This window comes from Nitrospiria bacterium, assembly GCA_035517655.1.
In the GTDB taxonomy this organism is placed as follows: domain Bacteria; phylum Nitrospirota; class Nitrospiria; order JACQBZ01; family JACQBZ01; genus JACQBZ01.
The window spans coordinates 25,663-39,054 of record DATIYJ010000045.1 but is presented as its reverse complement, the minus strand read 5'-3'; the positions used below and the strand labels follow the sequence as shown (position 1 = coordinate 39,054).

18 protein-coding genes and 1 other RNA gene are annotated in these 13,392 nt (G+C 56.8%); 11 read left to right on the top strand and 8 right to left on the bottom strand.

The window, feature by feature from the left end; translation table 11 throughout:
• Positions 1-19 precede the first annotated feature (19 nt).
• The 6 genes from VLY20_09040 (at position 20) to VLY20_09015 (ending at position 2,982) form a co-directional block, all read left to right on the top strand.
• A complete protein-coding gene (locus VLY20_09040) occupies positions 20-631 on the top strand; it encodes a hypothetical protein (GenBank protein ID HUK56786.1) in 612 nt (203 codons plus the stop codon).
• A 23-nt stretch (positions 632-654) separates the two neighbouring features.
• Positions 655-825, top strand: a complete 171-nt coding sequence (locus tag VLY20_09035; GenBank protein ID HUK56785.1) for a hypothetical protein — start codon at positions 655-657, stop codon at positions 823-825.
• Positions 826-879: 54 nt separating this feature from the next.
• An RNA gene (gene rnpB, locus VLY20_09030) (RNase P RNA component class A) lies at positions 880-1,322 on the top strand.
• Positions 1,323-1,359: 37 nt separating this feature from the next.
• Entirely contained in the window at positions 1,360-1,956 is a 597-nt protein-coding gene (locus VLY20_09025) for a DUF4202 domain-containing protein (GenBank protein HUK56784.1), read from the top strand.
• A gap of 20 nt (positions 1,957-1,976) precedes the next feature.
• Entirely contained in the window at positions 1,977-2,603 is a 627-nt protein-coding gene (locus tag VLY20_09020; protein ID HUK56783.1) for an O-methyltransferase, read from the top strand.
• A 67-nt stretch (positions 2,604-2,670) separates the two neighbouring features.
• Entirely contained in the window at positions 2,671-2,982 is a 312-nt protein-coding gene (locus tag VLY20_09015; GenBank protein ID HUK56782.1) for a hypothetical protein, read from the top strand.
• 69 nt (positions 2,983-3,051) lie between these two features.
• Here the strand turns inward: VLY20_09015 and VLY20_09010 are convergent, their stop codons facing one another.
• A complete protein-coding gene (locus VLY20_09010) occupies positions 3,052-3,411 on the bottom strand; it encodes a hypothetical protein (GenBank protein ID HUK56781.1) in 360 nt (119 codons plus the stop codon).
• 164 nt (positions 3,412-3,575) lie between these two features.
• On the opposite strand from VLY20_09010, the gene VLY20_09005 reads away from it, so the two are divergent.
• Complete coding sequence (locus VLY20_09005) at positions 3,576-4,595, top strand: hypothetical protein (protein HUK56780.1); 1,020 nt, start codon at positions 3,576-3,578, stop codon at positions 4,593-4,595.
• A gap of 11 nt (positions 4,596-4,606) precedes the next feature.
• Here VLY20_09005 and VLY20_09000 read toward each other — a convergent pair whose 3' ends face one another.
• From VLY20_09000 to VLY20_08970, 7 genes are all read right to left on the bottom strand, one after another.
• Positions 4,607-5,788: a class I SAM-dependent rRNA methyltransferase gene (locus VLY20_09000; protein HUK56779.1), complete on the bottom strand. Its 1,182-nt coding sequence runs from the start codon at positions 5,786-5,788 to the stop codon at positions 4,607-4,609.
• A gap of 5 nt (positions 5,789-5,793) precedes the next feature.
• Positions 5,794-6,564, bottom strand: a complete 771-nt coding sequence (locus VLY20_08995; protein HUK56778.1) for a hypothetical protein — start codon at positions 6,562-6,564, stop codon at positions 5,794-5,796.
• Between the two features lie 12 nt (positions 6,565-6,576).
• Positions 6,577-7,020: a cupredoxin domain-containing protein gene (locus VLY20_08990; GenBank protein HUK56777.1), complete on the bottom strand. Its 444-nt coding sequence runs from the start codon at positions 7,018-7,020 to the stop codon at positions 6,577-6,579.
• Entirely contained in the window at positions 7,017-7,838 is an 822-nt protein-coding gene (locus tag VLY20_08985) for an FTR1 family protein (GenBank protein ID HUK56776.1), read from the bottom strand. The genes VLY20_08990 and VLY20_08985 overlap by 4 nt, the downstream gene beginning before the upstream one ends.
• Before the next feature lie 18 nt (positions 7,839-7,856).
• A complete protein-coding gene (locus VLY20_08980; protein HUK56775.1) occupies positions 7,857-8,195 on the bottom strand; it encodes a cupredoxin domain-containing protein in 339 nt (112 codons plus the stop codon).
• 64 nt (positions 8,196-8,259) lie between these two features.
• Positions 8,260-8,736, bottom strand: coding sequence for a Fur family transcriptional regulator (locus VLY20_08975; protein HUK56774.1), 477 nt, complete (start codon positions 8,734-8,736; stop codon positions 8,260-8,262).
• A gap of 104 nt (positions 8,737-8,840) precedes the next feature.
• Complete coding sequence (locus VLY20_08970; protein ID HUK56773.1) at positions 8,841-9,884, bottom strand: hypothetical protein; 1,044 nt, start codon at positions 9,882-9,884, stop codon at positions 8,841-8,843.
• A 102-nt stretch (positions 9,885-9,986) separates the two neighbouring features.
• Here VLY20_08970 and VLY20_08965 point away from each other — a divergent pair, with 102 nt between their 5' ends.
• The 4 genes from VLY20_08965 to VLY20_08950 all read left to right on the top strand — a co-directional run bounded on the left by VLY20_08965 (position 9,987) and on the right by VLY20_08950 (position 13,376).
• Complete coding sequence (locus VLY20_08965; protein ID HUK56772.1) at positions 9,987-10,991, top strand: polyprenyl synthetase family protein; 1,005 nt, start codon at positions 9,987-9,989, stop codon at positions 10,989-10,991.
• 17 nt (positions 10,992-11,008) lie between these two features.
• A complete protein-coding gene (amrA, locus tag VLY20_08960) occupies positions 11,009-11,527 on the top strand; it encodes an AmmeMemoRadiSam system protein A (protein HUK56771.1) in 519 nt (172 codons plus the stop codon).
• Between the two features lie 136 nt (positions 11,528-11,663).
• Complete coding sequence (locus tag VLY20_08955) at positions 11,664-12,977, top strand: DUF1015 domain-containing protein (GenBank protein HUK56770.1); 1,314 nt, start codon at positions 11,664-11,666, stop codon at positions 12,975-12,977.
• A 249-nt stretch (positions 12,978-13,226) separates the two neighbouring features.
• Positions 13,227-13,376: a YHS domain-containing protein gene (locus tag VLY20_08950; GenBank protein ID HUK56769.1), complete on the top strand. Its 150-nt coding sequence runs from the start codon at positions 13,227-13,229 to the stop codon at positions 13,374-13,376.
• Positions 13,377-13,392 lie beyond the last annotated feature (16 nt).

Below are 13,392 nucleotides of genomic sequence, written 5' to 3'. Positions count from 1 at the left end.
TCCCGTTGCGGATGGCGAATTGAGACGCGTCCTCCTCATCCTGTTTGTCCTGTTTGCCGTCGCGTTTTCGGCGTCGGGGAGATCGATCGCCGGCGCGAATGGTTCCGGAAAGGGGTCCCCTCCGCCGATTTACCGATACGTGGATCGAAACGGCGTCGAGGTATTTACGGATGATCTTTCCCGCGTCCCGGCCGAATACCGCTCGTCCGCGAAGGCCGTCGAACTGCCGCCGGAGATCAAAATGCCGGAGCCGCTTTCGGCTTCGCAACCCGCGGCGTCGTTTTCGGCCCGGGTTCGGGAATGGGTCGGTCGCCAGCCTCCGGGATACCGGTTGATCCTCGTGGGGGTTCTGCCCGTTCTGGTCGTGAGTCTGTGGGGCTTGAGCTTTTTGCGGAAACGATCCGAGAGCGCATTCGTGAAAATCTCGCTCCGGCTGGGGATGATGGCGATTGTGATCCTCTCGGCCTATCTCTGTTATTTTATTTTTATCCGCGTCCAGGCCGAGTCATTGAACGGCGACGTTTCGGAAGGGAGCGAGTCGATTTCCTCCACCCGGCAAAAGGCGGAGGAATTGAAAAAGGAAGAAGCCGGCCGCCTCAAGGCGATCGAGGATATCACCAATCAAAAGTAGCCGATGCCGAAGGAAACGAACCCGTGATCGTGCTCATTCATAAAACCTGCAGCGGCCCGGCCGTGGAGACCGACACCCTGACGGCCGAGGCCTGCGCCCTGCCGGTCGATGCCTTCCCGTTCACCTGCTTCACCTGCCTGGAAGAAATCACGGACGAGTCGGAATTGAGGTTCTCGGAAGAGATCCGGATGTGAGTGCGTTGCACTTGCAGGAGGGCCTCCAAACCCTGTATAGTAGAGTTGCGCACTGAAGTGGTTCAGGCGATCGCGCCCCGCACGAGCACGCGGGGTGAGGAAAGTCCGAGCTCCAGAGGGCAGGATGCTGGGTAACGCCCAGGCCTCGCGAGGGGACGGAAAGTGCCACAGAGAACAGACCGCCGACGGTGCGGAAGAGATGGCAGGGGAGCTCCAGTCATCTCGGACGCATTCGGGCAAGGGTGAAACGGCGAGGTAAGAGCTCACCGCCCCGCCAGTGATGGCGGGGGCACGGCAAACCCCATTCGGAGCAAGACCAAATAGGTTCCGCCTGGTCCTCCAAGGACCCTAGGACGGCCCGTCTGAAGCGAATTCATTCCGGGCGGAACGGGTTGGTTGCTTGAGGTCCCGAGTAATCGGGATCCCAGAGAAATGATCGCCGCCCCGGCGGAGCGATCCCAAGGGGCACAGAACTCGGCTTACGAACCGCTTCAGTGCGCATTTTTTTCTCACCGGTATTGTTGACGCGCTCCGATGAAGACGCAGACTCTTCTTGAGAAAGCCCTGAACGAATTCGACCGCGTCAACCGTCGGGATCCACGGCGGCAGAGGGTCGGCGGGAAGCCGTACGCCCGCGAATTCATCTTTGCGCAAACGGTTTATGCCTGGATCGAACGGCTCGATGCCTCCGCGTCCGAAGCGGTCCGGCTGGCGGCGCGTTCGCATACCTTGAGGCGTTGGGAGGTTCCCCGAAACCGGTATCGCATGGATGCCGGCGGCTATCGTCAATGGCGCGCGGCGACGGCGGCCCATTCCGCCGACGCCGCGTCCGAGATTTTAAGACGGATCGGTTATCCGGAGACGACGATCCGCGAGGTCCATCGCATCATTACGGGGCTCCGCCTTCCCAAAGATCCCGATACGCAACTCGTGGAGGATGCCGATGCCCTGGCCTTCCTCGAAATCAAGCTGGAGGATTATATCACCCAATGGGATGAGGCGAAGATCGGACGGATCCTGGAGGGCACGTGGTCCAAAATGAGCCCCCGCGCCCGGGCCATGGCGGCGGACCTGCCGCTGGACCCGCGGGTCAGAACATTATTGGTGAAGCGATCGGAACCGGTTTGGTAGAAAGGGGTGTTGGACGTTCCATGGATATCATCCATCCGGACATTGAAGATTACCTGACGCGGATCCTTCCCCCCCGGGACGGGATTCTGACCGAGATGGAGCGGCTGGCCGAAAAGCAGCGGTTCCCCATCGTCGGGCCGCTGGTGGGGCGGCTGCTGAGCCAGATGGCCCGCATGATCGGCGCGCGCCGGGTGTTCGAGTTCGGCTCGGGGTTCGGGTACTCGGCCTACTGGTTCTTAAAGGGGATGGACGGCCTGGGGCGGGTCGTCTACACGGACGACGAAGAGGACAACGCCCGCTTGGCCCGCGACTTTTTTCAAAGAGCGGGTCTGCTTTCCGGACTCCAGATCGAGGTGGGGGACGCCTTGGAGATCGTCGATCGTCAGCAGGACGCGTTCGATATCATCCTGATCGATTGCGAAAAGGCCCGTTACCCGATGGCTTTCGAAAAAGCCGTTCCCCGAATCCGAAAAGGCGGGTTGCTGATCGCCGATAACGTGCTCTGGTCCGGCTCCGTCGTCAAAGAGTCGGACGATCCGTCGGTCCGTGGGATTCGGGAGTTTAACCGGCGAATTTTTTCGGATCCTCAACTTTCGGCCACAATCCTGCCGTTGCGCGACGGTGTTTCGATCGGCTTGAAACTCTGATGCCGTTGTTTCTGTCTGAAGGGGCGGCCTTCAAGGCCCGCCAGGAATAACCCAGGGGAGGGGATGAGTGAAAAAGAGCGAGCAGATTGCCGGGGAGTGCGCCTGGTGCGGAGGGGCGTTGAACGAGACCGTTTACGGTGTCGGAGCGAGCTATTCGGAACCGTATAAGACGGGGGAGGTTTTTGTGCAGGTCCCGTTGTCGCACTCCAACCGGTCTCTTTTCGCCGCCCCCCTTCGACTGAACTCCCGGGCCTACAACGAAGGTTATCGCTTGATTTTTGCCTCCTGTTCCGATGCCTGTGCCCAACAACTTTACAAGGCCCTGGCTCATGAAGAAGGTCGCTTCGTCAAACGCACGATGCTGAGTCCCACGCAATAGTCCGAGCGGTTTTTTCTGCGAACGACGGTCCGGCCCGGAAGTCGGCGTAGGCCAAGCGTCCTTTGATCCCTAATTCTCCTGGGTTTCGATGTATTTCAACAGGGCTCGGTAAGCGACGGATCTAATTTCCGCCTTGGTGGGGCGATTCGCGCCGATGTTGGCCGCCAGCCAGGATGTTTCCTTTACGTGATTTAAAGAGCGCTTGCAGACCTCCCACATTCGGTGCCGAAACTCCTCCGAGAGCCCGACCTGGAGGCCTTCGGACTCCAGACGGTCGTCCAGGATGGCCAGCAAATCCATCAAGGCCTCATCCGGAGTATAGGGTGGTTCCCGGTACCCGGATGTGCTGTAGGTTATCGATTCCTGCCGGGCCTGTTCAACGAGGTCCAGCATGTAACCCTTCAATAGTCCGATTTCATGCCCGGTCATTTTGTCCGCACCGGTTTATTCCGACCTGAAAGAGGATGCGAATCAAGCTTCGCATTTCGGGGCTCCATTCATCAATTTACACCCATTAATTCAAGGTATTGGAATATAGACAAGTCCGCGCCCCACTGCTATATTTTTGGGAGCTTCGTCCGGGGGTTTGTGAAATGCCGAAGCAGGTCTGGGTTCTCGAAGATCCGATTAAAAAAAACCTTTCCAGAGATGGTACATCCAAGGACGCGCCTGATCCATCCTTGAAAGGCAAAAGCCCCGCGGTGGCCGCCACGCTATCGTTGCTGATCTGGGGAGTGGGCCAGTTTTATGTCCTGGAAATAAAGTCGGGATTCCTTTTTGTTCTTCTGATGGCGAATTTCTACTCGATCCCGGCCCTGCTCATCATCTACTGGAATTTTCTCGCGCCTTTCTTGGAAACATTCCATATCGCAGGTTCGGTCGCCTTCATGGTGATCGCGGCTTTTGGCCTGTCCGGATTGATTTTTTGGATTTTCAACATCCTCCATGCCTATTACGCCGCCGATAAAAACCGGACCAAGCCCTTTGAAGGGATCGGTCATCCGTTGCCGGTGATGTTCTGCTCCCTTCTGGTCCCCGGTTGGGGGCAGCTTCTCAACGGTCAACCGAAAAAGGCTTTTTTCTTTTTGATCTTCGCCGTTTTGGGCTTCACCGCCGTCACGGTCCCGCTTTCAATCTCCTTCATCTGGCCGATGCTGGTTACCGTGGAGGACCGGATCGCCGTCGAGTGGATGATCGTCGCCGCCGTGGTCGTGGCCCCCTTCGTTCCGTTGATCTGGATGATCGGGCTGTACGATGCGGTGAAGGTCGTTCTGGATCCGGTCAAGAAGGAACCCTTGCGCAGCCGCTTTGGGTATGCCGTCAATCGCATCCGGCTTAAAGGACTGGCCCGAGGAATCCTGCCCCCGATTAAAGTTTTTCTGATGCTGGTGTTGTTCCTGGCCTTCACGCTGATCCTTGTCTATTTCTATTTTCCGTTAAAAAACTACGCCCCCATCCTGCGAAGCCTCGAAAAAGCATCGGCGGAGCGGCGCATGATTCTGACCCCCTATCTCCTCGATCATCTCCGTCGGGCCGTTTCTCCGGAAGCATCCTTCCGTTCGGCCGACCCGCTGCCGGGATCGCCCAGGACCCCGCCGCCGGCGCCTCGATAAAGGGACGGGCGCTATTTGGCCTGGAGAATCGTGCATTTCAGATATTCCGTTTCGGGAATCGCAAGTGCGATGGGATGATCCCGGCCCTGGGTGCGCCACGCCGTGATGTAAAAGGATCGTTGGGCGTCCGCCGCGGCCGAGACCAGGATCTCGCGAAACAACGCTTGGCTGACCAAATGCGAACACGAACAGGTCACAAGAGCGCCCCCCGGCGAGAGCAACCTCATGGCCATCCGGTTGATCTCCTTGTATCCTCGCGTCGCTTCCTTGATCTTCTGCCGGCTCTTGGCAAACGCCGGCGGGTCGAGAACGATGAAATCGAATCGCTCCTTCGCATCGTGAAGCCGACGGAGGGCGTCAAAAACGTCTTCTTGAAGAAACGTGCAAACCGAAGCCAGGCCGTTTCGCTCGGCGTTGTCCCGCGCCCGGCGAATCGCCTTTGCCGAGCTGTCCAGGCCGATCACCTCTCTCGCGCCGTACCGGGCGGCGTGGAGCCCCCAAGCCCCGGTGTAGCAGAAGGCGTCCAGGACGCGCGCGCCCCGGACCCTCCCGTCAAGGCATCGGTAGTTTTCCGATTGATCCAGAAAGAAACCGGTCTTTTGCCCTTCCCAGACATCGACCTCGAACGAAAGGTTGTTCTTCCGGATGACAAGGGGGGACTGAATTTCGCCATAAAGAAGTCGTTTTTCTTGTGAAAGCCCTTCGAGCTCCCGGGCGGCGGTGTCGTTGCGAGCGACCACGGCGGAGGGCTGAAACCGTTTGATGAAGACTCGGAGCAGTAAATCGGTGAGACGGTCCATCCCGGCGGTCAAAATTTGGGCCACCAGGACGGAGCCGTATCGGTCGACGATCAAACCCGGAAGGCCGTCGGCCTCTCCGAACACCACCCGATAGGCTTCTTCGTCCCCAAGCCATCGTTCGCGAAGCGCCTGCGCCCCGGAGATTTTCCGATCCAGAAAATCCTCGTCGATCTCCAAGCGCTCTCGCCGCAGCAAGCGGACCGCGATGAGCGATCGCGGGTTTACATATCCGCGGCCGATCCATTCTCCCCGATGGTTTTGGATGTCCACCAATTGGCCGGGTTCCAGCCCCTTCGGCCGCCGGCTCAGTTCATTTGAAAAGATCCACGGATGGCCGCTCTTCAGTCGTTGGGCGGCATGGGATTTGATTCCAAGAACGGGAAGCGGGGGCATCGTTTTTATAGGAACTCAAACTCCAGGATGGCTTTGATCACCTGATCATCGCTGGCCTTGGTCAGTCCGAAGCCGTATCCGACATCCAGGCTGACGCCGTGGTAGAAGTTGACCCCCAGGCGCGGGAAGATATAATGCTCCTGCTGCCCCTTTGGCGTTGGATCGCCCAGTTCCCCCGTCTTGCCGTAAAATTCCAATCCGGGCGTCCACCGGGGGGTCGCCCGATAGTACAGGCCCGCCGCGTACTCGAATTCCATCCCTTCGTTGACATCCGGTCCGCTGACGTCCTTTTCAAAAATCGGGTTGAGCCGGATGGAAAGTCGGCCGATGTCTTTTTCGAAGATGACACGGGTTTCGATCTCTTCGCTGTCGCTGAATTTGTCTCGAGGAAGATAGTATTCAATCTCGATCGCCCCATCGAGGAACCGCTCGCCCTGTTCGAAGAAGCGGTATCGCGACACGACCGCTCGGGCCTGAACGTATCTGAAATCGCCGTCGTTCGGCTTTTCAAAATCGGTGTAGGCCGAAACCGTCCAGTGATCCGTCATGCCGTATTCGACCTCGATGGTATGCTGCTGAAGCCCCTGTTTGTCCAGGCGACGCCCGAAATAGTCGTAGCTGTTATCGGACTTCACGGTGTAGATCCACCAGTAAGCCAACTCCGTCTCTCCTTGACTCGGTGTTTCATACGGGTAGACCTCGAACTCGAGCGCATAGGTGGGGGACGCGAAGCCAAGCAACGCGGCCAGGATCAGCCAAGTTTTCATTTTGAACATTCCGTCGCTCCTTTAGGGGGTCGGTGATGGATCGGCATCGATCTGAATGATCCCGTCCATTCCATGATGGCTGGGAATGCGGCACTGAAAATCAAACTGTCCCGCCGGCGGCGAGAGAAGTTTGATGCGGGCCGTCTTGCCGGCCGCAATATCGACCACGTCGATATTCCGGCCCCGAACGGCGCTTTCGTCGATTTCGACCTCGATCGTCTGGTCCCGGAAGAGTTCCGACCGGAACTGATGAGGTTCGTGCCCTTCGTTTTCGATCACCAATTCGAGCGGACGATTCGCCTTTACCTGAATCCTCCGGGGAGTGAAGCTATACTCCTCCGCCTTGATCTCGATCGTCTGCCAATCCGCCTGGGCATAGACCGGACGGGATTCGAAAGCGCCTCCGATCATCAAGCCCAGAAAGGCCGTCAGGCCGCTCGCCATCATGAAGCGCAGGGGGGTCATTGTGCAAGATCATGGCGTTGCCGCCGGAGCCAAATCAGGGTGACGGGAAAGTAAAAGAGATAGAAGAGGGCCTGCACCAATGACGGGCTGGAGCGGTAGCCGAAAATGCCCGCGACCAGCGAGCCGAAGAAGGACCGTTCGTTTAAAAACCAGGAGGTATTCCAGATCGGTTCCATCAGAGGAGGAACCCATCCCACCGCCACCAGTTTTCCGATTCCGGAGGAAAGCATGCCGGCGGCCATGAAAAGAAGGATGAACCCGCTCACCCGGAAGAAGGGCCGCAGGTCGAGATGGCCAAACCCCTTGAAAAAAAGCCAGGTCATCAGAATGCCGAGGCCGATGCCCAGCAACCCGCCCGTCACCGCCGGCGCCGCGGATGTCCCCCCTCCCCCTTGCAAAAATAATCCCCAGAGGAATAACACCGTCTCGACGCCCTCCCGGAATACGCCCACGAAGGCCAGCGTGGCCAGGGCCCACAGTCGGTTGCCCGAGATCGCCAGTTCCGCTTCGTGTTGAAGCGCCCCTTTGATCTCGCGAGCATTGTGATGCATCCAGATCACCATGTGAGTCAAGACGATCGTCGCCAGAAACAAGATGACCGTCTCAAAAATGTCTTCTCCGATGTCCTGGAGGAAAACGGAGAGATAATCGGACAGGCCGGCAAAGGCCAGGCTGGTCAGGATTCCCCCCAGTGCGCCCCAATACACAAAACGGAATTGATTCGATTGTCCGATCTTCTTCAGGTAGGTTAAAAGAATCCCCACGATGAGGGCCGCCTCAAGAGTTTCTCTCCACGTGATGATAAACGTTCCTAACATCCGAATTTTCTCCTCTTCCTATTCGGCGATGATCTTTCCGGTGGCCGTATCCGGATGAAATTCTCCGTAGAAATCATAAATGCCTGGTTTGAGGGGGGGAAGGAGCACGGTGATGGATTGTCCGGGGCGGACGACCTTTTCCCGATTGAGACTGGAGCTCTCGAATTCCTCGGCGGTTGGGTCTTCGTTGGTGACGATCAATTTGATCTTCGTATCCGCCTTGACCCGAACCTCGGATGGCGAGAACCGATGATCTTTAATGACGAGACGGATCTCATCGTCCGCGGCGGCCGTTCCAAAGAGCCATAGCCCCAGGCCGAGAATAAGACCGATGGAGAAGCCCGTCGTCCTTTTCATCGAAGCCGGTCGATCGATTATTCTGAGAATAGTTCTCAATTTCATAATAAGCGTTTTTTAAAAATCAGCGGCCGGCCGTTTTTTGCCAATCCCGACATTTTTCCCAATCGATGCAGTGTCCGTAAAGCTCCAGCCGGTGATGGCTCAGCGTAAAGCCGTGCCGGGCGGCCATTTCGTCCTGAAGCCGTTCGATGGCGGGGGATTCAAATTCGATGATCTTATCGCATTTATCACAGATCAGGTGATCGTGGTGCCTCTTGTTGATCACGTTGTCGTAAATCGTCCGGGTATCGTCAAAATGCCGTTGCTGCCCGATGCCGATTTCACATAAAAGGTTCAAGGTTCGATAAATGGTGGCCAGACCCATGCGGTGGGGCTTCTTCTGGGAGATTTGACGATGCAGTTCCTCGGCGGTGATGTGATCCACTTTGAGAAAGGCCTCCAGGATCCTTTCTCGCTGTTGAGTCAGTTTGAGGCGCTTTTGGGCCAGATAGTTCTTCAATCGAACGACTTCTTTGGCCATCGTCGGTCCCTTCGCCATCGCTTCCCGCCCGGTGATTCGATGAAATTGATTTTGATTCTCAAAATACAGTACCGGCTCCCGGCTTGTCAAGCTTTTTTTGAAGGGAAGGAGAAGACCCGGGTCTATTTCGCAAGGTAGAGTTCCATGAACAGCAGCGCAAACCACCCGATTTGGAGGATAAACCAGCCGCCGATGAGGATGAACTCCAGCGTGGTGTTGAAGGATATCGAGAAGTTTTCGGCGGCCATGGTATAGACGTCTTCGAGGATGTCGAGCTTCTCGTTGATGTTTTGCCGCCACTCATCGAGGTGGAACTTTTTAGCAATGAGCGCGTAGAGCCGGGCCGTGTACCAATCCCCGATCAGTTTGATGCTGTGCTCGATCGCCTGGGATTCGAGGATGGATGTGGTCCGGGTCTGGATGATCTCCCGCAGCACCGACCGGACCTGCTTGGACCGGAGCCACGATTGTTCCGGGCGCCGTCGGAGCAGCTGGAGGGTCGTTTTCAACCGCTCGTCCAGTTCTTCATCGAGCATTCGTGATTTCAGGAGTTGAAGGTTGCTGATTTCAAAAAGTTCGATGTTCGCATCGAAGTCTCCCTGGGGGTCAAAGATGAAGGCCCCGTCCCAGTCCACCACGGTCAGGTCGTCTTTCCCGTATTTCAGGTTCGACCGCAGGGTCGCCTTGATTTCTTCCTCATCCAAAGGAATCCGCTCCGTTTTAAGCAACGCGGCGATTTTTTCGCCGTGGAGCGCCAGAAACATCTCGGGATCTCCCTGATAATCCGAGATGCAGTAGACGCTGTACTCTTCATCGAACTCGGGATTGCACTGAAACTCGTTTAAGATGCGGCGGCTCTCCAGCAGCAGATCGCTGTTAAGCTCGAGCAGAGGTTCCGTGGCGAGATCGTAAAATTCGAAGGTGGCCTCCACGATGACGGTATCGGGAACGTAGGCCTTGACGACAAAGGTGGCCTCCCGGCCCCGGATCTCGCCTTTTTGCGTTCGGATGATCGCCTGTTTCGGAATCACGTCGGGATAGTTCGGAGAACTCTTGAGCACGCGATTTTCAACCCGGGCCGAAGTTTCCAGATTGAGCCCGGTCTGGCCCACCAAAAAAGTGACGCAGCGGCCTTTCAAAGCGATTTCTTGTCGCCATATTTCCATGAGTCCATGATACGCAGCTGTCGGATGGGTGTCAAGGAAAGGCGGGCGGATGTTCCCATATTTTGTCTTGACAAATCCTTACCCCTGGCCTACTATCTGCGTATGTTTCCTTCCGCGAAAACCTCGTCTTTTCCAACCATTCAAGATATCTGGGAGCGGTACCGTCCGGACCTTCTGAAGGTGGAAGCGCAGATCCAAAAAAACCTTTCATCGGAGGTGCCGCTCATCAATCAAGTGGCGCAGTATATCCTTAACAGCGGCGGCAAACGCATTCGGCCGCTCCTGATGATCCTGTCGTCCAAGCTTTGTCCATCGCCGGGCGAAGATCATATTTTGTTGGCGGCCGTCGTGGAATTTATTCATACCGCGACGCTGCTCCACGATGACGTCATCGATGAAGGCAACCTTCGACGGGGGAAAAAAACGGTGCGGACGCTCTGGGGCAACCACGCCAGTATTCTGGTCGGCGATTATCTTTACGCCACGGCGGTGGCCCACGGCCTGAGTCTGAACAACCAAGAAGTCAACCTTGTTCTCCAACGAGCCTGCTCGCAGATGATCGAGGGAGAAATGGTCCAGCATGCCTACAACAGCGACCTGGAGATTGCGGAGTCGGACTACCTTCGCATCATCCAACATAAAACGGCCAGCCTCATCGCCGCCTCCTGTCACCTGGGAGGGATCGTGAGCGGCGGATCCTCCGATCAGAAAAAGTCCCTGTATCAATACGGACAGAACCTCGGCATTGCCTTCCAAGTCGCGGATGACACGCTGGATTATATCGCCCAGACCCAGCGCTTGGGCAAGACGCTCGGGGCGGACCTGAGAGAAGGAAAGGTTACGCTTCCCTTGATTCATTTGTTGCGCAACTGTTCGTATGAGGAAAAGAAACAAGTGACGCAAACCTTCGGCGCGGGCGACTCGTCGGAAAAACAGTTTGATGGAATCTTGGACCTGATGCACCGTCATGGATCGATCGAGTATGCGTTTTCCGTGGCCCGGGGATATATCCAGAAGTCCGCCGGTTACCTTGAATCGTTCGACCCTTCCGTCCACAAGGCCGCGATGGAGGTGGTCGCCGATTATGTCGTCTCCCGGGATCATTGATTCCGCAATCGGCTTCTATGCCTTTACCGAGAGCCCACCCGCTGGTTGAATTGGCCCGTGACGCCATCCTGGAATATCTGAGCACGCAGATCGTGATACCGGTTCCCGCGTTCCTGAATGAGATGTTCCCACAGCCGGCGGGCGTGTTTGTTTGCCTGAAGAAAAACGGTCAACTGCGCGGTTGTGTCGGTACGTATCAGCCGGCCCGTCCAACGGCGGCGGAAGAGGTGGTCCATAACGCGATCGCCTCGGCTACCCGAGACCCTCGTTTCAGTCCCGTGACCTTGGAAGAGTTCAAGGAGATCGACAGTTCTGTGGATGTCCTCTCGGTCCCGGTTCCGGCCGCCGCCCGGGATTTGGACCCGAAACGATTCGGCGTCCTCGTTGTTCGGGGTTCGAAGCGGGGCGTGTTGCTGCCGGACCTCGATGGGATCGAAACCGCGGAGCAACAGATTCGGGAGGCGAGGCAGAAGGCGGGCATCTTAACCGAGGATGCGGTCGAGCTTTACCGTTTCACGGTGCAGCGTTATCGCTGAAGCCGCATCGGTCTCACCCGGCCCGAAGGGGCGGGTTGAGCCAAAATATCATCTCAGGGTTTTCCGCTGATCGCATCAAAAATGCCCCGCCGTTCCGCTGCGGGAGAGCTTTCATCATCGTTCCGGAGGAGTTTCGATGGCCGTTCTCTTGCCGTTTCAGGGCGTTCGATACAACACCAATAAGGTCAAGGACCTTCGCAAAGTGGTCTGTCCGCCCTACGATGTCATCAATGCCCAGGCGCAGGATCGTTATTATCACAACCATGAGTACAACATCATTCGCGTGGAATTGGGCAAGGAGAACCCCGAGGACAGCCCCACCAACAACCGCTACACCCGCGCCGCATCCTTTCTGAAAGACTGGGTCAAACAGGGGGTGCTTCAAAGGGACAGGGACCCGTCCATGTATCTGTACAAACTCGATTACGTTCTGCCGAGCAAGGAAAAGAAAACGCTGAGGGGGTTCTTCTCGTTGGTCCAACTGGAGGAGATCGGAAAGGGCCGGATTTTTCCGCACGAGTTCACGTTTCCGAAGGCCAAGCAGGATCGGCTGCGACTGATGCGGACCTGCCACGCCAACCCCAGTCCCATCTTCATGCTCTATTCCGATCCGGCCGGCGATGTGATCGCCGCGTTGGAGCGCTCGGTCGATGAGGCCCGTCCCCTCGTCGATTTCATCGGAGAAGAAGAGATCCGTCACCGACTCTGGAAGATATCGACCCCGTCCGTGCTGAACGCCGTGAGCGACTCCATCAAGGATCATCCCCTGTTCATTGCGGACGGCCATCATCGTTACGAGACGGCCCTGAACTTCATGAAAGAGATGCGGGAAAAGGATCCTTCCCCGGGTCCGAAACCGTATGAGGCGGTTTTTATTTTCTGCTCCAACATGGATGACGCCGGTATCTCGCTGCTGCCGATTCACCGCGTCATCATGAACCCGCTGCCCTGCGATCTCAGAACCCTGAAGCAGCGGCTGGCCCGGTCGTTTGACGTGACCCATTTGGACTTCAATAACGCCACGGAATCCCAGGTTCGGAAAAAACTCTTGGATGAGATGTCCGCGGCGGGACGATCCGCCGTCGTTTTCGGGATGTACGCCAAGAGCGAGAATGCGTTCCACCTTCTGAAACTCAAGCCGGAACTTGCGCCCAAGACCTCCAAAGCTCTGGAGGCGTTGGACGTCTCGATTTTTCAAAAAGACATTCTGGAAGGCGCGCTGGGGATTACGGACCCCGCCGCCAAGAAAGAAAATCAGATTCAGTTCGTCAAGGACGAAGAAGCGGCCGTGAAGACGGTTCAAAGCGGTTCGGCCGGCCTGGCCTTCTTTCTCAACCCCACCAAGATCGGTCAGGTCCGGGACGTGGTCTTGGTCGGCGACCGCATGCCGCAGAAGTCCACTTACTTTTATCCAAAACCGCTGACGGGTCTGGTGCTGAACAAGTTCTAGACCGCGCCTTGATTGAGATCGAGACTGAAGCGCAATACGGTTTTCCAAAGATGACCGGGCGCCTCTCTCGCCGATCCCGTCTTGTCGGTCGCAATATTAACCCGGATAAAAACAACCCCGCCCTATGGAATTCGTCGTGGGAAATCAAGCGGGGCGACGTTCTTTCCGCACGGGCTTGACGCAAGGCGGTGCAAAAGACGAAAATGGGTTTGTGACCGATGCTGGAATAGGGACGATGGGAGGTGGCCGATGACGAAGGATCCGGTCTGCGGGATGACGATCGATGAAAAAAAAGCGGCGGGAAATTCCGTATACAAAGGAGCGACGTACTATTTCTGCGCGAAGAGTTGCAAGGAAAAGTTCGACAGGAATCCGGAACAGTACATTGCGAGGAAATAGGTCCGGCCCGCCCCCA